The organism is Legionella nautarum (assembly GCF_001467895.1).
In the GTDB taxonomy this organism is placed as follows: domain Bacteria; phylum Pseudomonadota; class Gammaproteobacteria; order Legionellales; family Legionellaceae; genus Tatlockia; species Tatlockia nautarum.
Genome location: NZ_LNYO01000005.1, coordinates 1 through 23,328, shown reverse-complemented (window position 1 = coordinate 23,328; position 23,328 = coordinate 1). Strand labels below are relative to the sequence as shown.

Sequence of the window (23,328 nt, the reverse complement as noted above, 5' to 3'; positions counted from 1 at the left end):
ATTATATTTAGATGGTGAACTATGGCTCTTAAAGTAGAAACAAATCTTAGTGCCGCTGGAACCCAAGAAAAAAAGAAGGTTTACCAGCATTTTATTCGCAGTCTCAAAGACAATGGTGGTTTAAATAGCACCAACAGTTTCAATGATTATGATAGCGGTCAAATCAGTTCTGTCGATGGTTTTTCCGAGGTTAAAGCACCGGATGGGACTAAACTGAGTGAAAAACTGAAAGCGGCTGGGACCCCAGATGCCACTGCTGCAATACAAGCAATTAGTGCTGCATTAGAAAGATCTGACGATTACAAAAACGCCAAAAAAGATTTTAATACTGATTTATCTAATTTAAATGATCTTCTGCTTGCAGGTAAATATTCCCTCGGCGATGCGGGCTCCTATTTGCTCGAAGCTAAAAACACAGCCGTTAATCCAATACAGACACAGCAAACACTTGTACGTGATAATTTATCGAAGCTTTTTGACAAAGATGATTTTAAAACGCAGATGAAAAATTCTTTGGGTTGCGACGATTCAGGGCTTGAGACCCTTAAAAATCAAATGATGGACGCGCTCAAAAAAACACAAGACGAAAAATTGAGTGAATTTAAAAAATCGCTTGAGGATAACGCAAACCAATTATTCAAAAAAGCAGAACAAGAATATTGGCGGCTCACTTTTCTTGGGCATCGATATTCATCAAATAGCCAGATGAGGGCGGAAATTGATAAACTAGCAGCAGAGGCGGAAAAGAATAACCCTAACCTTTCTATGCACTCCGGTATAAAAGGCTCAGATAGATTAAAACATATCGACCCGAGTAAGCTACAAACCCATGTGACTATTTCGGGCTCCACACTTCAGGGTAGCGAGACTGGAGCGCTTAGCGTGCAATTTAATCGCTGGTATAACAGTGACCACAGTGTTTATGAAAAGCTAACCTCAATTGCTGAAGAACTTAAATCTCGGGGTTCAGATATTATTACTTACGAGATTAATGAGGCTGACCCTAAACGCGCTGAAGAAATTGCTAAAAAAGCGGTCGAAGCAGCAATGCTAGCCGGTTTTCCTCCCGACAAAATCAATATTAGAGTAAATAACGAGGACAGATATAAAAGCAATTATGACGAAAAAACAAAGAAATACACTGTTGATGACAAGCTGTTTAACAACCCAAACGACGCTACACGTCTTAATTTTGCTAAATCTAAATACGCCAAAATGGCTGAAACCAGAGAAAGGGACCTAAAAGGTACCAATGGTACGCAATTAAAAGCCGAGCTTAAAGAGCTTAAAGAAAAAGCCAGGGAAGCTGAGGCAGCAGCGGCCGCGGCGGCATCTGCACCTGGGGGAGGCTTAGGAGCTCCTTAATACAATGAGGGGAGCCTTCATGCTCAGGCATTTCATGATTGATTGTCATTCCTGATGTTTGTTATCTCTCCCGCGTAGGTCACCCAGAGTTGCAGCGAGGGGTTTCGGATTTAGGCATCGTGCTGCCGTTTGGAGATCCCTCATTACGCTCGGAATGACATAGGGGGCAAAGCCCAACCTACGAACTTCATGGACAAAAATAAATTAACTTGTGTAAAAAAATGTTGATACTCAACGCTTAGCGACTTATAATCGTACATATTTAAACCATTTTACCCAGTCATCGAAGACACCTAAGCCTCAGGGAAGACTTTATAGCGATTTATCCTGGAGTGCTAATGGCTAAGCCCATTGATTTAAATAAAATTTTTTCATTATTGGATGAGCAACCCTCTAAAGAAAAAGACCATTTCCTATTTTTATTAGGAACGGATACCGTTTTCACATCGCGGCCGACCTTAGGCTTGGCTGATCTTTCCGAAGCTGAACAAAAATCTTATGAACGAGGAGAAACACTTTCCTATTCAGCGCAAGCTATTGTTCAATTATTAGATGAAGAGAGCGAGGCAGAAATCGGGGCAAAGGGTGAGCCGCTTTCTTATAGTTCCCCTTCTGTCGATGTGCTCAATGGCCCGACTACTTTAGGAAGTGAAGTCGGTGAGCGTGTCGCACAAGGCGTGTTCTTGGCATTACGGGCAGCAGCCAATGGTAAGAAAACCCTGCAAATGCCAGCACATAGCCGCGGTGCGGTTGAAGCGCTCATGATAATCAATGAACTAGCACGAATTAAAAAGAAACTAAAAGAAGAGCCGGGTTTATCTTTGTATCAAATTCTCTGTCAAGCTCCTACAACAGAAGATAATACGGGTATCGCCAAAGCAATCACAGGTAGCAACTCACCGTTTAAAGAGGCGAATGAAACACCTGAGCAACGTCAGGCATTATTAGCAAGATTAGATAATTTGGCACTTAACCCTTTCCTCATTGATCCCGTCCCTGGAGGTAGTAAGTACTATTTGAAATTCCTACGTTGGTCTAGTCCAAGATTTTATGAACAACCCCAATGTAACGATTACGAATTACTACTCAAGCAACATGAAAGAACTTGCTGCTTCAGCCCAATTATTCCCAAGGGTATGCAACCGCTGACAATACCAGGACATCATGGTACCGCCAGCGGTAACCGCTATAATCAGCAAGGTGTAGCCGTTCCAGAATCGATAGAAGATCGCGATACAACCACAGTCCAAGATCTCGTTTTATGTAAGTTATTTGCTTTCTTGAATCGTTGCACTGGCAATCGATTTGGTACAGAACAGGCAGTGAAGCTTGAGCATAAAGAACTGGATGGAGTTTTAAATGATTTTCTTAGACAAGATGAATCAGGGCGCAACGCAGAGTTATTAAAGCATTACAATGCTGTGATAAAAAACATTCAAGCCTTTACCTGGTTCCAAGACGGCTCCTATGCTCGACTTGGTGCTCAGTATGCTAAAGAAAAACAACGATTTGTTCATTTACATGGACATAATCATATGCCCATGGAAGCGGCTGTACCTGCTCTGCATCAAGATTTTATCAATCAAGAACATGCCCTCTTGTATTTGCGCGGTTATATACGTTTCGGAAAAAGAGCTGAGGACTCCTTAGCTGGAATGATAGCTGATATTACGGAAGCATTGGACGAAACCATTGGAAAGATGTTCGATGGCTCTATGAAAGAGAAAGAGAAAGAATCCGCTCGCCGTTCCGCTTCTAGCTTAAACTTCGACTGTATTGGTTTACTGAACCTCCTCGAAAAAGAAGAAGGCCGCAAAATTTTCTTTGACGGCTTGGGTATCTTGATAGAAACGCTTAGCCAACGATATTTGCGTAATAATCTTAGTAAAGAAGAAGATCTGGCTTTACGCAATATCATCGAAAAACCATTTCGCATTATACAAGAAGCAAAAAAAGCAATAGCAGAACAGAAAGACTTTTCAGAAGAATATACATCGCTTATTTATCAATTTGACGACTTTATTCAGAAAGGATTTAAACGCACTGTTGAGACGCATTATGCATCCATTATCCAACAGGTGGATGATTTAAAAGCTCAAATAGATCATTTATTAAATCCTCCTGAGCATTTTTACCAAGTCTTTCAAAAGTTTGTGGCTGGTCTACCCGATAGTGAAGTCCCTAAGGAGCTTACTGAAATAAAGGGATACCTATCAAAGATAAACTCCTCTCGCATTCAGAATATCGACGATATTTATCATATTCTGGAAGAAGCCCTTGCTCCTTTTAAGGACAGTATTCCTAAGGAAACGCTTGAGGTAATAACCGCTCATATTTCCAGTAAACAATCAGAGCTTCTACAACCTTGTTTTGATACGCACCAAACTTCAACTAATACTTATTTAATCAATCTTGAGCGTTTATATCATTTAGCGATTACTTTGAGGAAAGATTATCGTGCACAGCAAAGTTTACTTTCCAACGAAATAATCGACATTAATCTAAATCAACTTAGTTTCCGCATTGATGCTTTAATTAACGCTGGAGGGATTTTATTAAAGGAAAGAAAGATTGATTTGCTCGAAAAACCAGACTGTATCAGTGAAACCTTTTTTAGTTTAATCAAGCAAGAAGCGATCAAGCTTGGTGCCCCTTCACCTGAGCTCGAAGCTTTGAAAAGGCATGTTGAGGAGCAAGCAAGGCTCCTTGAAGAGCTAAGAGAGCAGAATAAAGGACTACTAGAAAAAGGAAAAGAACAGCAATCTACTATCGAAGAGAAAGATGCTCAAATTCAAAAACAAGTAGAAACGCATAAGGAAGAGCTTCTTGGTTTAAACAGACAGATAGCTGACGCCCTTGAACTAAACAAGCAGCTACAACGTAACTTAGTGAATTTAATTGGTGAAAATGAGGAAAAATTAAGCTCTCTAAAAGAAACCATAGAGAATCAAGCTGAAGAAATAAAAAGGCTTCAAAAACAAAATGCGGATGCTCTAAAAGACAGAGACTTGATAGTAAGATTACAAAGCTCGGAAGAAGATGAAAAAACCGTCTTGATTCATACAAAATTATTACCCCTTACTGATACTTATTTGAATCGTTTGCTTCAGCAAGCCCAGAAATATCAACCGGAATTGAGATTAAATGAAGACGGTACCCTTGCTGAGGTTCAAGAACCTGAATCAGCTTCAGCTAAACAAGCTTATGATAAAATAATTATTAAATTAAAGGCAGTGATCAATTTAAGATTGATCTTGAGAAATAAAGATGAACGCCCCCTCGCTAGTGAGCGAGCGCAAGCTTTCGGTGATGAGCTTTTAATTGCGAATGAACATTTTAAAACTCATCGTGACGGAGCCTGGACACATTTCTTTAATAGAAGTGCAATCCTTTTAGGCCTTCTCATTACCTTGCCTTACTCTGCGTTGACGGGCAAAAGAAATCCATTATTTTTCCTTACACACACACATGGAGAAGCCTTTGTCGACGATTGTGCTAAAGAATTGGGATTAGATCCGGCTGTTTCTGCTTAGTCTTTGAATGTATTATGGGCCTTGGCCCATAATCGTCAAGCTAAGCTTATCCGTTCGGACTCTGAGGTATCCCCACGACCCTAAATAGACTGTTTAGTTCATTGTTCTTTTGCTTATCCCGTTCGCACTGAGGAAGCGCGCAGCGCTGTCTCGAAGTGCCGCGAAAGCCCCCCTCCTTCGAGAACTTTCAGGCCTTCAAGAACCTCAGGACAGGCCTTCGAGAGCCTTAGGATAAGCCTTCGAGAGCCTCAGGGCACAGGCCTTCGAGACGCACGCCCTGCGTGCTCCTCAGGCTGAAGGGAATAAAATGAACACGAATTCTTTAGATGCTGATTTCGTGGAGACACCTTAGAGCCCGAATGGAGCCATATAACATATGGAAAAATCACCTTAGGTTGACAGCCGTGGGCCAAGGCTTAACAATTACCCTTCAATCCTGATGCCTCAATGAGGCCTGTTGCCGAAGGAACACTTAATTTGAGGCAACGATGCAATTTATGGTCTTAATTGGCCTTTCCTTCGGCAACAGATAATTTGAGGCAATTCGCAATACCCATTATTTGACACCCCTTAAGCTTTCCTTAATTTTTTGCTAGTAGAATGGTCAAATTATTTACTATTTGATTTTTGGAGTATTGATGTTATCAGACAAGCAAATAAAAGAAATGGTCGAAAAAGAAAAAGAAAAAGAAAAAGAATTAGACAGTTCAGTATCCCCCTCTCAAAGTATAAATGAGCCTTCAGTTGTTGAACAATCCGCTTCAGAAGAGCCGCCTCATCGCGATTTATCTCAACATCTACCTATCCAAGAGCTTGTTGATACTGAAAAAACCTATTGCCATTCCTTAGATGTTCTTGCTAACTATTTTTCTTCACGGGGCAAAACAACCGAAAGCAATAAAATCTTAGCCCAATTAAGTGATTTAATTCCTCAGCTACAAGAAATTTCTCAAAAAATTTATCAACATCTCACAGAATCAATTCGTACTGATCTTAAACCAAGCGAATTACCAAGATTACGTGAACAAAGAATTCAGTTAATCAAATTATTTTTTACTATTTACCCTATTTATTCAGAATTTTATCAAAAATACCTCCAAGAAGTACTCGTGAATTCTGAAGCTTTCAAAGAGGTTGAAAGCTATCTTGCCGACCCGAAAAACGGGGCTCAACAACAGGATTTAGCTAGTATACTTATTCAAATCATTCAACGAGGGCCTCGTTATGAGATGCTTGCAGGGGCAATTCTTAAGCACAACAAGATTTTGCCTCCCAAACATCCAGGTAAATTAACTCCCGAAGAAATTAAGCGCGTTGAAGACCTTCTAGCATTGATTAAAGTCTCTATTGATACAGTTAATTCTGCACTTCCTGTTCTAAAGTTAAAACAACCTTCAGAAGAATCTTATCAGTTTGGCGATTGGTTTCTCAGGGATTTCTTTAATTATTTAACTCAAGGAGAAGAGCAGAGTGAGGTTAGCCCTAGTGCTTCGACTCCTGTTGTGAAAGAACAAAAACCGTATCAGTTTGGTGACTTATTTCTTCGACCTACTTATAGGTATTTGACAGGACAAGAAGAAGAAGAAAAAGAAGCGAAACAACCGGAAGAAACCCCTGAACCAACTATTTCAACAAGTTCAACTTGGGGCTTTGCCCGTTTTTGGAACGTCTCAAAAACGCCTGTGGCTTCTGCGCCTCAGGCTAATAACGCTAGTCTGACAAATGACAATAACGAGGACAGACCTGAAGAAGAGGACAATTTTGTTTTAGTCTAATCTGCGCCCTTCTTATACAAATTGAATTCTCGGTTGCAAGCCACCGAGAATTCAATTACCACTCATTTGCGAAAAATATAAAATTTTGCCTCTTCACGGTGTTGGATATGGTTTATCACTCATTCTCACCAATACAATTACGACTCTCGTTGGATCTCCCAGGGTGAATCTGCGAGCTTGCTCGACAACAATCCTTATATAAAATTCGGATGAAGCTTCATCGACTGACCTAAGTTCAGCATATTTCCTATTGTCGTTAATCTGCAAAGCGCTAAGCTTGTAAAAAAAAATTACGCGGATGAGTTTGATTTATCTTAAATAATCCAGATAAAATTAGTTCTTAACCAGGATCTAAGGAGTAGATCTACTTGATACCCAAATCCTTAATTTTCAAGCGCATTTTTTGGGGCCTGTTAGCTCTAATCATTGCAATGCTTGTTTTCTGGTTAGTCCTTACTCTTTACAGTAAAAAAAATAAGCCAGTTGAACAAACACCTCCTTTACTCCATGTCGGTGGACGCTTAGTTATTCCTGAGCACTCGCCCCTACGACAATTTATTGTTGTTAAACCGGTAGTAGAGCAATTAGTTATTTCTCCTTTTACTCTTCCAGCTATTGTAGAAGCAGATCCAGCAACTTTGGTTAAAGTATTGCCGCCTCTCACAGGACGAATTACGACTCTCAATAAACGCCTAGGTGACCCCGTCAAAGCAGGGGATATTTTATTTACACTTGATTCTCCAGATCTCGCACAAGCCCTCAGTGATGTTGCTCGAGCACAAGCCAGCTTAACTTTTACCCAAGCCAATTTAAAACGTCAACAAAGGCTTAGCGCCTCCAATATCAACGCGCGACGCGATCTACAACAGGCGCAAAGTGATAATATCCAAGCAATCTCCGAGCTTGAACGAGCTAATGCTCGCTTAAAAGCGCTCAACGTAGAAAATATGGATATCAAAGAAAATAAGTTAATTGTCCGCTCACCCCTCGCTGGCCGTGTCGTTGATCTCAATGCAGCGATAGGAGGTTTTTGGAACGATATCACAGCACCGATCATGACCGTGGCTGATTTATCGACAGTTTATGTCAAAGCCAGTGCGCAAGAAAAAGATCTGCGACATCTTTATGTAGGACAAGATGTTAATGTCATTTTGGATGCTTATCCGCAACATTTTCGCTCCAAGATCCAATATCTTGGTGCTTTGCTCAATCCCGACACGCGCACAGTCAGTGTACGTATGCTCTTTGACAATAAGCAGGGATTACTGAAACCTAATATGTTTGGTAAAGCGAATTTTCTGAGCCAGCCCCATAAGCGCATCGTTCTTCCCTTAACAACCATTATCCAACGAGGATTTGATAGCATTGTTTTTGTAGAAGTGGCCCCTTGGCAATTTGAACCCCGTTTACTCGAACTTGGCCCACAGTTTAACGAGAAAGTTGAAGTACTTTCAGGACTGAAAACTAGCGAACGTGTGGTTGTTAAAGGGGGAATCATACTTAATGATTGAAAGTTTCGTTACCCAATGTTTCCATCGTCGCGGCATTGTCATTCTTGTTTTTATTTTTATTAGCTTTTATGGCTATTACTGCTGGAAACAAATTCCACTCGAAGCCTATCCCGATATTGCACCAACCACTTCACAGGTCATCACCCAAGTTAATGGGCTAGCCGCGGAAGAAGTTGAACAGCAAATTACCATTCCTTTGGAACGAGAAATTATGGGAACACCCGCGGTTAGTGTAATGCGATCGCGAAGTACCTTTGGTCTGTCTTTAATTACTGTTGTATTTCGGGATGGCTCAGAAGATTATTGGTCGCGACAACGTTTATTGGAGCGTATTAATAATGTCACACTACCTTATAATGCACAGCCTGGCCTAGATCCGCTCACATCGCCGATTGGTGAAATCTATCGCTACACCTTGGATTCTAAAACGCGAACCCTACGTGAATTATCAGAACTCCAATTCTGGAAAGTCATTCCCAAGCTCAAACAAGTGCCAGGAGTGACAGATGTCACCAATTTTGGTGGAGTTACCACGCAATTCTTGCTGGAATTTGACCCTCTCAAATTATCAAAATATAACCTTTCACTCGGGCAAATCATTCAAACCATCAATAACAACAATGCCAATGCCGGCGGAAGTATCATGGTTCGTGGTGAGCAAGGCATTGTCGTAAGAGGAGTTGGTTTAATTCGCAGCCTTAAAGATTTCGCCAATATCCAAATTGCGCAAAATAATGGCGTACCTATTTTTCTCAAAGATCTCGGCACAATTACTTTGGGTAATAAACAGCGCCGAGGAATTGTCGGAAAAGACAATAACCCTGATGTGATTGAAGGCATTGTGCAGTTACTTAAAAAGGAAAACCCCTCGATAGTGATGCAAGGCGTCCAAGATGCAATAGATGAGCTCAATGAAAAAATCTTACCCAAAGATGTGAAAGTTGTCCCCTACCTTAATCGCAGCGACCTGGTTCATGCGACCGTCCATACGGTGGGTAAAACCTTATTTGATGGAATGACGCTGGTTACGCTGGTACTTCTATTTTTTCTTGGCAGCATTCGTGCTGCAGCAATTGTTGCGATTACCATTCCTATCTCATTATTAATTGCTTTTATTCTGATGTATAACTTCAATATCCCCGCCAATCTACTTTCATTAGGCGCAATTGATTTTGGTATTATTGTCGATGGTGCCATTGTGGTCTTGGAAAATATTTTGCGCCGCCGAGAAGCAAATGAGGAAGCCGTTTTAACCGAAGAAGATGTATTAAAATCCAGCCTGCAAGTCACACAACCTATTTTCTTTGGCATTCTTGTCATCATCACTGCTTATTCCGTTCTCTTCGCCTTTCAACAAATCGAGTACAAATTATTTTCACCCATGGCTTTCGCTGTTGGTTTTGCCTTAATCGGTGCTTTGTTAGTGGCCCTAACCCTTGTGCCTGGCTTAGCTTATTGGTCCTATCATAATCCCGTCAAAATATACAAAAATAGAATTCTCACTTGGTTAATGCCGCGTTATGAATCCTTATTACGTCGCCTCATTGGTCGTACCAAATTAGTTGTCAGTCTTTTCGCAATCACTTTTATACTAGTCACCATTTTAGGGATGTCGATCGGTCGCGATTTCTTGCCTTATCTGGATGAAGGGTCAATATGGTTAGGAGTTACTCTACCTGCTGGAATTTCACTCGACAAAGCGACGGAGATGGCCAATCAAATACGCAAAGCGACTTTAGAATTTCCAGAAGTGAATCATGTCGTTTCGCAAGTAGGTCGCAATGATGAAGGAACTGATTCATTTACGCCCTCCCACATCGAATGTGCCATTACACTACATCCCTATAATACCTGGAAGTCAGGTTGGACCAAGCAGGAGCTTATCAAACATCTTTCTGAACGCTATGTCGAATTAGCAGGGGTCCATGTCGCGTTCTCGCAACCAATGATTGATGGCGTATTGGATAAAGTCGCTGGAGCACATAGTGACTTAGTGGTAAAAATTTTTGGTAATAATCTTATTGGGGTACGCAAGATAGCCAATAACGCCGTGCAAATTTTAAAATCGATACCCGGGGCCAAAGACGTGATCATCGATCAAGAGCCGCCAATGACTGAACTACGCATTGATGTCGATCGTCAAGCCATTGCCCGTCTAGGTATCAATGTTTCTGATATCATGGATGTCATTCAAACCGGGATAGGTGGTAATCCTATAACGCGTATTTATATTGCGGACCGCAGCTACGATGTCACTGCAAGATTTCCCCCCTCTACTCGCAACAACCCTCAAGCGATTGGCAACCTTCTTTTAACTACAGCGAATGGTGCTCAAGTAGCCTTGGCACAATTAGCCAAAATTAAATTTGTTGAAGGACAAACGACCATTACCCGTGAAATGAGTAGACGTCAGCTAACCGTTCGTTTAAATCTTCGTGGACGCGATTTAGGATCTTTTGTTGAGGAAGGAAGAAAACGGCTTAACCAGGACTTACAATACGATCATAACCGTTATGAAATAGCTTGGGGCGGGCAATTAGAAAACCAGCAAAGGGCTCAGGCTCGTCTGGCGATTATTATTCCCATGCTACTTGGTTTAATGTTTGTCCTCTTATTCTCTCAGTTTGGAAATTTACGCCATCCTGGGTTAATCCTTTTGGCAGTCCCTCTTGCCATGCTTGGTGGATTAATTGCTCTTCTTATGCGCGGGATGACTTTCAATGTGTCCAGTGCAGTCGGCTTTATTGCCTTGTTTGGTGTGGCTGTTTTAAATGCCATTATAATGATTTCCAATCTTAATCGCTGGCAACGGCAGCCTGAAATCGGTAGTTTAAAAGAAGCTGTCATCCATGGTGCTAAAGAGCGTATGCGGCCAGTGTTAATGACCGCGACCGTAGCAGCAGTGGGTATGATTCCAGCCGCTTCGGCTCACGGTCTAGGAAGTGATGTACAACGTCCTTTAGCGACTGTTATTGTCGGTGGTTTAATTACCGCAACCGCATTGACCTTAGTTTTATTACCCGCCTTATATTATTTAAGCGAAGAACGATTCCTTGCGCGCAAAGCAAAAAAAGCAGCTAAGGAAAAACGATGATTAACACTAAGCAAGTAAAAAAGAATAAGCCCGGTTTAGCCACATCGATATTTTTCTTACTAACTATCACAGCAAGCTTACTCAGTGGATGCGGGCCTGATTTTCTGCGGCCTCCTCCACCTACTGTCACTCGCTATACGAGTGAACCAATACCGGCACAAACGGCATCAACACTAACTAAGGCGGGAAAAAGTCAGTCGTTTGTTACTGGCAAAGATATCCCTGCGGAATGGTGGGCAATTTTCCATTCTGAGACGCTTAATCAACTGATTCAGGAAGCACTGCGCGTTAACCCTGATATCAAAGCCGCTGATGCGGGATTAAAAATCGCTCAAGAAACGGCTTTAGCACAACGTGCTTTCTATTGGCCCCGGTTGGATGGGAATTTTAACGTAACCCGCCAAGAAACAGCGCACACCTTAACACCAGTCGTCTCCACTAATTCACTTTTTTATACCCTAATTACGCCACAATTGACTCTTTCTTACTCACCGGATGTATTTGGTTTAAATCGCCGACAGGTAGAATCCCTGGAAGCTCAAGTCGCAACGGCGGTTTTTCAGCGAGAAGCGCTAGCCTTAACCATCACTTCTAATATTGTGATGGCAGCCATCCAAGAAGCGTCGTTACATGCACAAATTCAAGCGATTCTGCGCAGTATTACCATTGGAAAAAAACAACTTCGCTTATTGCGCATTCAACATAATACCGGGGAAATTGGCTTACAAGGCGTTGCTGCCCAAGAAGCGGCTTTAGCTCAATTAGAAACTAGCCTACCCCCTTTACAAAATCAATTGGCCCAACAGCATCATTTGATTGCAGTACTTTGCGGACACTATCCCAGTGAAGTGATGATTAAATTTGATCTCAACAAACTTCATTTACCCCGCGAACTGCCTCTTAGCCTGCCCTCTACTTTAGTAGAGCAACGTCCTGATATTCGCGCAGCCGAAGCCCAAATCCATTCAGCCAGCGCTCTCATTGGCGTTGCGATTGCCCAACGTTTTCCTAATATTTTATTAACGGCGATAAGTGGTTCAGCAGCCTTAAACCCGGGTATGTTATTTAATACCAACACTCTTTTTTATGCTTTCACTGGAAACGTGGCTCAAACCATCTTTGCAGCCGGCCTGCTTAAGCACAGACAGCGGGCCGCTGTTGCCGCTTTTGAACAAGCTGATGCGCAATATCGCTCTGTTGTCTTAGCTGCATTTCAAGAGGTTGCCAATACCTTAAAAGCGATTCAATTTGATGCGCTCAATTTAAAAGCAGCCGAAAAAGCAGTCGAAGCAACCCGCAAAAGCCTTTATATTGCTCAGAAACAATGGAAAGAAGGAGAAGTAGGTTACCTTGAAGTACTAAACGCAGAACAAAATTATCAACAAGCCCTTATTACGCTAGTCCAAAACCAAACGAATCGATTTGTTGATACGGTAGCCTTATTTCAAGCCTTAGGTGGGGGCTGGTGGAATCGCAAACTGGCAGTGCAAAAACCAGTCATTGTGCAAAAAACTAATTGCTTCAAACCGCCCTGTGCTAACTAAATGAGAGTTTAGGCTATTGCTAGACTAACTAAAAATGATATATTTATTACGTTAACATTTTGGAGAGGGAATTCTGCAAATGAAACCATTCAATTCTTATTTAAAAATTAATATCATCGGTCAAATCATTCTTATTCTTTTCTTGCTGACTTTCTTGTTAAATGAAACTTATGCTAAAGCAGGTTCTTGTGCAAAACATGGCACTGTTGTTGGCTGCAATACATCCACAGGCTACCAAACTGCAATGATGGTACACGGTCTCCCAGTTGTGAATATAATCAAAAGTGACTGATGCACAAGCACGAAGAGTTGATTGAATTAAAGGCCATCATGCCAAAATGTGGCAAATGCAGGCTGACGGGTTTCTGCCGAAGAATAGACAAAATTACATTTTGTGATTATTTCCTTCCTGCAAAGACTTTTGCTCTTCAAGATCCATTGCCTGTGGATTTTCATTAGTTTCTTCACTAGAAAGTTGAGAATCGATAACCACAGACGGGCGCGTCACAAAGAAGCTAGGCGAGTGCTCCGTTCTAGTATTCTCAATATCGGCTGTTAGATTTCTGTTTCTGGTGGCAAAAAACCCTATGCGAGCCCGAGATGGTTCATCCGTTTGCGATGAAAATGCAGGTGCTTTTCGCTCTTTAGTCTCTTGTTCATCTGCAGAATTTCTTTTTCGTTTACCTAGAGGCGCTTCAGCGGCTTGAATATCTGCTTTTTGTTCTCTCCCTTCCAAATAAGCTTGACAATAAACATCCAGCAATTGCTCTTTGAATGCATTTAATTCATCGATTCGAGTTAAATCCTGGAATGTAGCCACTAATCGCGAATAAGCGTTTAACTCTGCGAGTTCCTTGGGTAAGCTAAGAATGATACCGCCATCGTTTTTTTCTCTTTGAGAAATTACTCCAGCGCTGAAACCCATTGTCCAAACTTGTCTTTTCAAATCATCAATGGGGAGACGCTCATTAGGACTTTCTTTTTCTAAATCAATTTCAATTTGCAACTCAACTGCCAGTATTTCTTCTCTTGTTTTTAGTTCCTCCACAAGGGCTTCTTTATCAACTCGAGGAAATCGTAGCATACAATCATTAAAATCAATTAAATTCCTGACTGCAGTAAGCCTGTTCTCTTGGTCTGGTCTTTGTTCGATAATAGTACAAATCGTTTTTTCTTTGTCGATGTAAGGAACTAAAAGCTTTTGCATTCGTGGATCTTGTAATGACTCAATTATTGACTCAGAGCGACTAGTCAATAAAAGGCTCATACAAAAACGAGATAAGCAGAGCACCATTAGTTCACGATAGACAGTATTAACTAGACTTGGGGCATCAGCGCCTGCAAGCTCTAATAAATCTTGTACTAACCTAATATCATTTTTACTAATAGCAGCCTTTAATTGCGCTGCATTGACCTCTGCACCCTTGGCTAATAAAAATTGCACTAGCTTTTGTTGTTTAGCTGCAGCAGCATAATATAAAAAAGTTTCTGCGCTACCAGCCTTTATTGGTTCATTAATCCCATGTAACTCATTATTTAAAACATAACTGATGATAATAATACGACCATGCTGGCATGCAGCAGGCAGTGCTGATTCAATGAGTGAATTAAATTCACTCCGTGGTAGTTCGGAAGCCCATGGAGCAAACAGTTTTTTCAGTTCATCATCGCCTAATAGCTTTATTTCTTTTAAGGAGTTTTTTTGTAACCATGTAGTAGGCATCCCCTCATAAAACTGCTGTTGCAGAGCGGGCTCCGATTGTGAAAGATAGGGTTGTAGTATCCGCAGCGCCGCATCATGATCGACAGCCTCACCAGGTACAGGATGAGAATTGAGCCTTTTTAATTCCTCTTGCCAATAAATCAAGTCTTGGTATAAAGGATCAATCAATGCTTTGAAGATGGCATTAGCACCATGCAAAGTGGCAAGATAACTGGTATAAGGTTTAGCCATCTGTACAAATCGTGCATCCCTATCGATAAAATCTTTAAACCACAGGAGCACCGGCAACTGCTTAAATCGAACAATAGAATCGCATAGAGCGAGAAGTTTTTCCCTAGTCAGATCATTTCCTGGATAAGAAAAAAGCGCTTGCAATAAGTCCAAATGACCCGCTTCTGCGGCAAGCATCGTGATTGTTTTCACTTCCTCTACTTCTTTCTCTTTCTCATTAGCCTGCTGTGTTAAATATTGCAGCGCATTACAATTAATTAAATCGGGTTGCGCCGCTAAAATAGCATGCACATCCTGTTGTTGATTAAACAATACGGCCCAGGCGAGAGGTAAGCCCTCTTCCTCTTTCAGCTCAAGTTGTTGCCTAAGCAAGGAATGGAAATGAGCTAAAACCTCTTGCCGCTTAAATTGGACTGCCGTCCTAATTAAGCTAAAATTAGCCGCTTGTAAATCTTCGATAGAAACAACTGCTTTACAAGCCTCTTTAGTAGCCCCCGTGATAATTAGAAAAATTAATTTCCTTAGCTCCGGTTTTAAAGCACCATATTCTTTTTTATAGAGGTAGAGAAACTCGCTTTGCCAATCGAAACCCACAGGGGGATGCTCAAGTAATTCATCGGGGAAAAATTTATAGTATAAGTTTTTCCAAATATAAGTATCATTCGTCAGGCGATGAAAAAGCCTACTCACCAATTGCACGCTAGATATCAGTGACTCGGGATCAAGCTCTGATAAAATAGCTAACCAAACTTCTTCAGATAATCCAATGCTTGCTTGTTGAACCTCTTCTTCAACAGTTACTTTTTCCTTTAATTTATTGTTATTTTTCATAATTCTCATTCATTTTAAAAAGTTATTGCTGGTAAGAAGACTCTTTACTTTGAGTGTCTCCTTGCGGCAAGCGATCTCGAGCTTCAGTAACCTCTGCAGAGCGTTGAGAATCGTCCTCAGGCCGCAGAAAAAAGCTAGGTGAGTAGACTGTTTGCCCCTCTTCTGAATCAGAGCTACTGACGCTTGTTGTACTAGCACTCACCGCAGGTCTGTTTCTACTCACGTCATTACCAGTAACTGGTTTTTTGTTTGCAAACATTCCCAAACGGGATGGTTGAGCGCTTTCTAATGCAGGGGCTTTCCTTTCTTGAGTCTCTTTTTCGTCTGCAGAATTTCTTTTTCGCTTACCTAAGGGTTGCTCGTCTCCCGGCTTCTGTTCAATTGCAGTTTGCTTGCTTTTTTTAGCCTTTTTTTCTACTTGCGGCTTAGGTTCAGACTTTCGTTTGGACGACGATCTTGCTTCAAATGAATTTCTTTTCCCTTCTAAGTAAGCTTCAAAATAAAGAGCTTGCAGTTGACTTCTTAATTTCTTTATTTTTACTGGCTGATCTCGGTAGGCAGCAACTAATCGCGAATAAACCTTTAATTTGTTTAGTTCACTAGGTAACTTCATAGTGGCAGGTAAAGAATCTTCATTCGCGCTTTTTCGTCTGCCGGCATTCACACCTTTTCTGTAGCCCATTGCTTTCACTTGGAGCTCCACTATTGCTAAATCATCGCTATTAGACGCGGTTTTCCCTGAATTAATTTCGTATTGTAGCTCGGTTCTAATTGTATTTGTATTTTGCTTTGGCTCTGTTTCAACGAAAGCTAATAGCTTTTTCTTATCAATTGGAGGAAAGTCCAGCAGCCTATCATTCAAATCGATTATATTTCTAAGCCTAATTAAAGTACTCCTTTGCTCGAAATCCTGTTCGCTCCGTTCTGCCAAAATATCACAGATCGCTTTTTCTTTATCGATATAGGGAAGTAAAAGTTTTTGCATCTCTGGATTTTTTAATGAATCTATAATTGGATCGAGTTGGTCCATGTATCTAACCAATTGAAAGCGCGGCAAACAGGACTTGGTAAGTACTCTAAGATAAACTGCATTAACCAGAGCTGATACATCCTCCCCTGCACGCGCTAATAAATCTTGCACTAATGGGATATCGTTGACCCTAATAGCAGCATATAAAATCTCTGCATTGGCTTCAGCACCATTCGCTAATAAAAAGCTTATACACTCCTCACTTTGGGCTAAAATAGCTGAATAAAGCGCTGTACGATTTGATTTATCGACGAGATTGATAACTCCCGGATCTACAGAAAACAAGTGCTTGAGTAGATCAATTTTATTGTGCTTAACAACGACGTCTATTAATCTAAAACAGGTGAGTGGTTCTTTTCTTTCTTCAAGAACCACTAAAAATAAGTCTATTAGTTCAGAAAAATCCTTGGGTTTTAATGAGCTTTCTCCTGACTTGATGTCTGCATCATGTTCTAATGGGTTTTCTCTTAATTTGATGAGTGCAGCAAGTGTTAGCTCAAGATTAGCGTTACGATCTAATAAAAACCGAACTAGTTTCTGTTGGTTAAACATAGCTGCGTGTAATAAAAGACAATCTTCTTTGCTACCCAATAATAACTCATTAATATTAAATAATTTATTATCCAAAGCATATCTTATAATATTGATATGGCCATGGCGTGATGCAGCACTCAAGGCTGATTCTATTGACATCTTAAAGCCATCTCGCAGCATTTCGGTAGCCGATGGAATAATCAAATGTTTCAGTTTATCGTCATTGGTTATCTTTGCTAGTTTTAAAATAGCTTCTCGTCGCTTATAAACTAAGCCAAGTGATATGCCTAAAAACTCCTGAAATAAACGAGGATCTAAGTCTACGAATTTCTGAGCTAGTTCCTGTATTCTCTGCTGCACCGCAGCGAAATCTACTGTATTCCCAGTTGAAAAATAAAGCTCAGGAGGAAGTTGATTTAACTCCCGCTCCCAATCAACCTTTTCTTGATGTAAAGGTATAATTGCTGCTTTGAAAATGGTAATAGCACCATATAAGCCTGCGAGGTAACTAGTATCTGGTTTAGTCATCTGTGCAAATCGTGCATTATTTTCGATAAAATCCCTAAACCGTTCGAATAGTGCTAGCTGCTTAGACCGAGCAATACAATGGTAGAGTTCCCAAATCTTTTCTGTATTTAGTTTATTGCCTGGTTGATTGAGAAATTCTTCTAATAAATCTAAATGACCTACCTCTGCAGCAAGCTGAGTGATTGTTTTCTCTTCCAACTTGTAGTCATTAATTAGCTGGGGTTGCTCCCCCAAGATAGCATGAACAACTTCTTTTTGATTAAACAATACTGCCCAGCCTAGTGGTAATTGCCCCTCTTCTTGCAGTTCAAGTTGTTGTCTAAGTGAAGAATGGAAATGTCTTAAAACAACTTGCCGATCAAATCGTGTTGCCATTCTAATTAAGATAAAATGCTCCGCCTGTAAGTCTTCAAGAGAAACCACTGATTTGCAAGCTTCTTCTGTGGCGCCTGTGATAATTGAAAAAATTAACTTGCGTACTTCCGGTTTTAAAGCGCCATATTCTTTCTTATAAAGATAATGAAACTCACTTTGCCAATTGAAATCATCAGGGAAAGGCTCGGGTACCTCGTCGGGAAAAAACATTAGAAATAAGCGTTTCCAAATGTAACTATCATTCGCAAGACGATGAAACATTTTACTTACCCATTGCACGCTGTCTTGCAGTGATTCGGGGTCAAGCTTTGCTAAAATAGCTATCCAAACTTCTTCAGATAATTCGACACTAGCTTGTTGAATTTCTTCTTCAACAGCTACTTTCTCTGGATAGTTGTCTTTCATAATTCTGATTCATTAAAAAAAGAAAAAAATTTTACTATTTTGGATAAATAAAAAACAGAGAATCTTTGGAATTCCCATTTCCCAAAATGGAATAAAACACAGTTATGGGTAAGAATACCTCTAAGTTCATGAACTGATCGTCCTGAGGAGGGCTTTAGCCCGTCTCGAAGGATTTGTGCTCTAACACCCTTCGAGACGCCGCTTTTGCGGCTCCTCAGGGGGAACGGTAAGAGCACCTCTAAGTTCATGAACCATTCGTCCTGAGAAGGGCTTTAGCCCGTCTCGAAGGATTTGTGCTCTAACACCCTTCGAGACGCCGCTTTTGCGGCTCCTCAGGGGGAACGGTAATAGGTAACGACTGGATTGCTAATCTTTTTTTCCATAACTGGCGTTAATCTAGCATCTATTGTAAATATCAAACCTTACTGTTTTTCCAGGAACAGTCGATGTGGGGGGCAAAAGAGGTGATAACTGTTGCGGCCATTTTACGACGACTCTCTTCAACACCTTAGTCATCGCAAGCTCTAACAAAGGAAGCGTATCAAGATCGGGGCCAATGAGTTGTTGCAAAACTTGCAGATCTTTCTTGACTAAGGCTGCTTTTTGCCTTTGAGGATGCATGGGGTCGATATAAATCACATCAGGGTAATCTACCTGGTCTAAGGTTTCTAAATAACTGGCTGCATCAATCGAGCAAAGCTTCAGATTTAAAATTTTTTTTGAATGCTCATCCTGGTGCTCTAAAGCATCTTTAAGCAAAACCGCCATTAGCGGTTGCCGTTCTAACATGAGGACTTCCGCGCCAAAACTAGCCAGAACAGCCGCATCTCGCCCCCAACCTGCGGTGGTGTCGATGATTCGCACACCAGGTCCAGGTTTACAAGCACGAACAAGCCCTTGTTTTTTGCCAGCATCTCGGCGTTTTTGCCAGGTTTTGCTAGAAAAATCAGCATATAAAGCGGAGAACTCGCCTATTTTTAAGACTAGTCTATCGCTGGTCAACAGTAATTGTTGTGGAGCCTGATTATCAATCTCGAGCTGCAATTGCTGCTGCAACTGCTTTGCTTGCTCAAGGAGTTCTTCCGTCTCATAACCTATCGCTAATTGTTCTATCATTTTTGAGTCAATAGGTAATCAACACAACCTGCAAGTGAATCAAAAACAGGTACATGGCGATAAGCCTGTAAGCCTACTCGATCGGTCATAGGAGAAAGAATCATCATCGGGGTTGCACCTGCTGCCTCTGCAGCTTGGATATCCGATACCCTATCTCCAATAAAAGGAACACCCGTTAAAGAACAATTTAATCGTTCTTCTAGCGCAAAAAGCATTCCTGGTTGCGGTTTACGGCAAGAGCAGCCCTCATCGGGCATATGGATACAATATTCAATCGCTTCAATCTCGCCTCCTGCTTCATGGACTAGACTAAGCATTTTGCGATGAATCGCTGCAAGTTTCGCTTCATCATAATAACCTCTGGTAACACCAGACTGATTGGTTGCAATTCCGATGCGGTAACCTGCTGCAGTCAATCGGGCAATGGCTTCAATGCTGCCAGGGATAGGAATAAATTCTTCCGGGGACTTAATATAATGTAATGAGTCCTTATTAATGACACCGTCTCGATCTAAGAGCACTACTTTGTTCATAGGTTTAATTGCAATAAGGAAATATCAGCAACACCCTGCAATAAGTTTTGTAAACGAGTTAATAAATTTAGGCGATTCCGTTTAACGGCTTGATTATCGACCATAACCATTACATGTTCAAAAAACGCATCCACAGGCTCTCGTAAACTCGCTAGCTGAGTGAGGATTTTACCATAGTCCTCACTGTCATAAAGCGGCTTAACCCATTCTTCTACGGCTTTTAGATGAGCAAAAAGTGCTTTTTCAGCGCCTTCTTCCAGCAAACTTTCATCGATACCTATTATTTTTATTTCAGTATCTGCTTGTTGCAATAGGTTATTTACCCGCTTGCAAGCTGCGGATAATACGGCAGCTTCTGACATTTGTACAAAGTTGGCCAGGGCATGAATTCGTTTATCTAAATCATATAACCAATCATCCTGTCGTGCGCGGGCAGCCAAGATAAGATCTGTAGATAGACCTAAACCCTGATAATGCGATTGCAAGCGCTCTAAAACAAACGGTTTTAATTCATCCACTAGCGGCTTGGCAGCCACAAGGGTATTGCCATAAACAGCAAAAGCTTTAGCGATTAACCCCGTTAATTCAAGGCGCGTAGGCGTATCAATTAACATGCGCACCACTGCTAAAGCATGGCGTCGTAGCTTAAAGGGATCTTTAACACCAGAAGGTTTTTGACCAATAGCAAAAATACCGACCAAGGTATCAATCCGCTCAGCAAGCGATAAGGCAAGTCCGAGTTTCGAGCTCGGCAATTGGTCACCAGCAAACCGCGGCATGTATTGCTCGCTCAAAGCCAAGGCTACGCTATCCGCTTCACCATCATGCTTCGCATAATAGTAGCCCATTAATCCTTGTAATTCGGGGAACTCGCCAACCATTCCCGTCATTAAATCACATTTACTAAGCTCAGCAGCTCGACCGGCTTGTTGCTTATCCAACTGCAAAGAGGGCGCTAAAAATTCCATTAGCGCTTTAACTCGTTTTGCTTTGTCTTGCAAACTACCCAATTGGGCTTGGAACACGACTTTTTCTGTGGCGGGAATATGATGGCTTAAAGGCTGTTTTTTATCTTGGCGGAAGAAAAAAGCAGCATCACTTAAACGAGCACGCATGACTTTCTCATTACCTGCAATCACTTGCGGCGGATTTGAACTCGCTATATTCGCTACCGTAATAAAATGCGGTAATAATTGCCCTGCAGCATTACGCAAAGCAAAACATTTTTGATGGGCTTGCATGGAAGCGATTAGCGCCTCAGGCGGAACATCTAGAAATTCTTTTTCAAAACTAGCAATCAATGCTTGTGGCCATTCAACAATGGAAGTTACTTCATCCACCAAATCATCAGGCATCACCGCTTCTGCCCCATGGGCTGCAGCAAGCTGCTTAACTTGAGTAAGGATTGCATCGCGTCGCTGGCTAAAATCAGCAATAACAAAGGCGTCGCGCAAAAGTGTTTCATAATTTTTTGCTTGATCAATTTTTATTGCTTGAGGATGGTGAAATCGATGTCCAAAACTATCAGCACCCGTCTTGACCCCTAAAATCTCACAAGAGATCACTTGATTAGCAAATAATAAAACCGCCCAGTGGACTGGACGTGCAAATTCAGCATCGCCATTCCCCCAGCGCATGGGTTTAGCAATCGGTAAATTCGCTAAGGCTTGGTTAATCATGGCTGGCAATAAATCCTTAGTCTTTGCGCCTTGAGTTTTAGACTCATGAACTAACCATTCACCTTTATCGGTTTTATTGATGGTTAAATCACTGACAGCAACACCACAAGATTTGGCAAACCCGAGCAAAGCAGGCGTGGCTTGACCCTCAGCATTATAAGCTGCAACAAGTGCAGGACCGCGACGTGAAACAATTTGACTTGGCTGTTCATCTTGAAGATCAGCAATAAAAATAGCCATCCGTCTTGGTGTGGCAAAGCGACGTACTTCCCCATAAGTAATTTGTGCTTTTTCGAGGGCCGCAGCTAAATTAGCTGCTAAGCTATCTGCCAAGGGCCAAACAGCCGCTGAAGGAAGCTCTTCGCAACCTAATTCAAACAAAAAATCATTCGCCATCACACACCTTCTGCATTGGAAAACCTAGCGCTTCGCGCGCATCGTAGTAAGCTTGCGCTACCGCTCTGGATAAATGGCGCACTCTCAAAATAAAACGTTGTCGTTCAGTAACAGAAATAGCTCGTCTCGCATCCAACAAGTTAAATGCATGGGAAGCTTTCATCACCATTTCATAAGCCGGCAACGGAAGATTCAAAGCAACTAATTTCTGTGCTTCACTTTCATAATAATCAAACTGCTGGAACAAAACATCCACATTCGCATGTTCAAAATTATAAGTTGACATTTCTACTTCATTTTGGTGAAAAACATCACCATAGGTCACTAGACCATGAGCCGTTTTAGCCCAAGGTAAATCGAATAAATTGTCTACGCCTAGAACATACATAGCAATTCGCTCAAGTCCATAAGTCAATTCACCGGTAACCGGTTTGCAAACCAAGCCTCCGACTTGCTGAAAATAAGTGAATTGCGAAACTTCCATACCATTTTGCCAAACTTCCCATCCTAAACCCCAAGCGCCTAATGTGGGTGATTCCCAATTATCCTCGACAAAACGGATATCATCTGCCAAAGGATCTACACCCAAGGCACGCAGAGAATCAAGATATTTTTCTTGAATATCCAACGGTGACGGTTTTAATACCACTTGAAACTGATAATAATGCTGTACGCGATTTGGATTTTCACCGTAACGCCCATCGGTCGGCCGCCTTGAAGGCTGAACATAAGCTGCTGACCAAGGCTCTGGACCTATCGCACGTAAAAAAGTAGCAGGATGAAACGTCCCCGCCCCCACTTCTATGTCGAGTGGCTGCAGTATGACACAACCTTGGGATGCCCAAAATTGTTGCAAAGTCAGAATAATCTCTTGAAAAGTTCTTGGTTTCATCATATATATCTCGAAATAACGAATACAGCTAATAGGCTAGCTAGACTACACTTTTTTATTTACCACCGTACGTCATCCTGCGAAGACAGGAATGACAGTTTGAGTATTCAGGTCTTGAAGTCTTTCCTTAACTCAGCAAGGCTTCGAGACGGCCTTCGGCCTCCTCAGCCCGAACGGGGAGTACCTAACCGACTCCGCAGCATCATTTCCGCTCGGATTACGAGGAGATACTA

General features: G+C 41.5%; 13 protein-coding genes. 7 read left to right on the top strand and 6 right to left on the bottom strand.

Annotation, left to right across the window (positions count from 1 at the left end; genetic code table 11):
• Positions 1 to 21 precede the first annotated feature (21 nt).
• From Lnau_RS02250 to Lnau_RS02220, 7 genes are all read left to right on the top strand, one after another.
• Positions 22 to 1,365, top strand: a complete 1,344-nt coding sequence (locus tag Lnau_RS02250; protein ID WP_058503532.1) for a hypothetical protein — start codon at positions 22 to 24, stop codon at positions 1,363 to 1,365.
• Between the two features lie 338 nt (positions 1,366 to 1,703).
• On the top strand, positions 1,704 to 4,898 hold the full coding sequence (locus tag Lnau_RS02245; RefSeq protein ID WP_058503531.1) for a hypothetical protein: 3,195 nt from the start codon (positions 1,704 to 1,706) through the stop codon (positions 4,896 to 4,898).
• Between the two features lie 638 nt (positions 4,899 to 5,536).
• On the top strand, positions 5,537 to 6,673 hold the full coding sequence (locus tag Lnau_RS02240; RefSeq protein ID WP_058503530.1) for a RhoGEF domain-containing protein: 1,137 nt from the start codon (positions 5,537 to 5,539) through the stop codon (positions 6,671 to 6,673).
• A 368-nt stretch (positions 6,674 to 7,041) separates the two neighbouring features.
• Positions 7,042 to 8,184, top strand: coding sequence for an efflux RND transporter periplasmic adaptor subunit (locus Lnau_RS02235; protein WP_058503529.1), 1,143 nt, complete (start codon positions 7,042 to 7,044; stop codon positions 8,182 to 8,184).
• Positions 8,177 to 11,278: an efflux RND transporter permease subunit gene (locus tag Lnau_RS02230; protein WP_058503528.1), complete on the top strand. Its 3,102-nt coding sequence runs from the start codon at positions 8,177 to 8,179 to the stop codon at positions 11,276 to 11,278. The genes Lnau_RS02235 and Lnau_RS02230 overlap by 8 nt, the downstream gene beginning before the upstream one ends.
• Entirely contained in the window at positions 11,275 to 12,822 is a 1,548-nt protein-coding gene (locus Lnau_RS02225) for an efflux transporter outer membrane subunit (protein ID WP_058503527.1), read from the top strand. The genes Lnau_RS02230 and Lnau_RS02225 overlap by 4 nt, the downstream gene beginning before the upstream one ends.
• Before the next feature lie 79 nt (positions 12,823 to 12,901).
• Positions 12,902 to 13,114, top strand: coding sequence for a hypothetical protein (locus tag Lnau_RS02220; RefSeq protein WP_058503526.1), 213 nt, complete (start codon positions 12,902 to 12,904; stop codon positions 13,112 to 13,114).
• Between the two features lie 93 nt (positions 13,115 to 13,207).
• Here the strand turns inward: Lnau_RS02220 and Lnau_RS02215 are convergent, their stop codons facing one another.
• The 6 genes from Lnau_RS02215 to glyQ form a co-directional block, all read right to left on the bottom strand.
• On the bottom strand, positions 13,208 to 15,607 hold the full coding sequence (locus Lnau_RS02215) for an F-box-like domain-containing protein (protein ID WP_058503525.1): 2,400 nt from the start codon (positions 15,605 to 15,607) through the stop codon (positions 13,208 to 13,210).
• A gap of 22 nt (positions 15,608 to 15,629) precedes the next feature.
• Positions 15,630 to 18,479 carry an ankyrin repeat domain-containing F-box protein gene (locus tag Lnau_RS02210; protein WP_058503524.1) on the bottom strand — a complete coding sequence of 950 codons (2,850 nt, stop codon included), beginning with the start codon at positions 18,477 to 18,479 and terminating at the stop codon, positions 15,630 to 15,632.
• A gap of 396 nt (positions 18,480 to 18,875) precedes the next feature.
• Complete coding sequence (locus Lnau_RS02205) at positions 18,876 to 19,595, bottom strand: class I SAM-dependent methyltransferase (RefSeq protein ID WP_058503523.1); 720 nt, start codon at positions 19,593 to 19,595, stop codon at positions 18,876 to 18,878.
• A complete protein-coding gene (gene gmhB / locus Lnau_RS02200) occupies positions 19,592 to 20,128 on the bottom strand; it encodes a D-glycero-beta-D-manno-heptose 1,7-bisphosphate 7-phosphatase (protein WP_058503522.1) in 537 nt (178 codons plus the stop codon). Before gmhB ends, Lnau_RS02205 begins: the two co-directional genes overlap by 4 nt.
• Positions 20,125 to 22,203, bottom strand: a complete 2,079-nt coding sequence (gene glyS, locus Lnau_RS02195; RefSeq protein ID WP_058503521.1) for a glycine--tRNA ligase subunit beta — start codon at positions 22,201 to 22,203, stop codon at positions 20,125 to 20,127. The genes gmhB and glyS overlap by 4 nt, the downstream gene beginning before the upstream one ends.
• Positions 22,193 to 23,098, bottom strand: coding sequence for a glycine--tRNA ligase subunit alpha (gene glyQ / locus Lnau_RS02190; RefSeq protein WP_058503520.1), 906 nt, complete (start codon positions 23,096 to 23,098; stop codon positions 22,193 to 22,195). Before glyQ ends, glyS begins: the two co-directional genes overlap by 11 nt.
• Between the last annotated feature and the right edge of the window lie 230 nt (positions 23,099 to 23,328).

Bases quoted from the DNA above. Each gene is read 5' to 3' on its own strand.
- glyS (WP_058503521.1), bottom strand. From the start codon at position 22,203: ATGGCGAATGATTTTTTGTTTGAATTAGGTTGCGAAGAGCTTCCTTCA.
- Lnau_RS02215 (WP_058503525.1), bottom strand. From the start codon at position 15,607: ATGAAAAATAACAATAAATTAAAGGAAAAAGTAACTGTTGAAGAAGAG.
- Lnau_RS02240 (WP_058503530.1), top strand. From the start codon at position 5,537: ATGTTATCAGACAAGCAAATAAAAGAAATGGTCGAAAAAGAAAAAGAA.
- gmhB (WP_058503522.1), bottom strand. From the start codon at position 20,128: ATGAACAAAGTAGTGCTCTTAGATCGAGACGGTGTCATTAATAAGGAC.
- glyQ (WP_058503520.1), bottom strand. From the start codon at position 23,098: ATGATGAAACCAAGAACTTTTCAAGAGATTATTCTGACTTTGCAACAA.
- Lnau_RS02225 (WP_058503527.1), top strand. From the start codon at position 11,275: ATGATTAACACTAAGCAAGTAAAAAAGAATAAGCCCGGTTTAGCCACA.
- Lnau_RS02230 (WP_058503528.1), top strand. From the start codon at position 8,177: ATGATTGAAAGTTTCGTTACCCAATGTTTCCATCGTCGCGGCATTGTC.
- Lnau_RS02210 (WP_058503524.1), bottom strand. From the start codon at position 18,479: ATGAAAGACAACTATCCAGAGAAAGTAGCTGTTGAAGAAGAAATTCAA.
- Lnau_RS02220 (WP_058503526.1), top strand. From the start codon at position 12,902: ATGAAACCATTCAATTCTTATTTAAAAATTAATATCATCGGTCAAATC.
- Lnau_RS02205 (WP_058503523.1), bottom strand. From the start codon at position 19,595: ATGATAGAACAATTAGCGATAGGTTATGAGACGGAAGAACTCCTTGAG.
- Lnau_RS02245 (WP_058503531.1), top strand. From the start codon at position 1,704: ATGGCTAAGCCCATTGATTTAAATAAAATTTTTTCATTATTGGATGAG.
- Lnau_RS02250 (WP_058503532.1), top strand. From the start codon at position 22: ATGGCTCTTAAAGTAGAAACAAATCTTAGTGCCGCTGGAACCCAAGAA.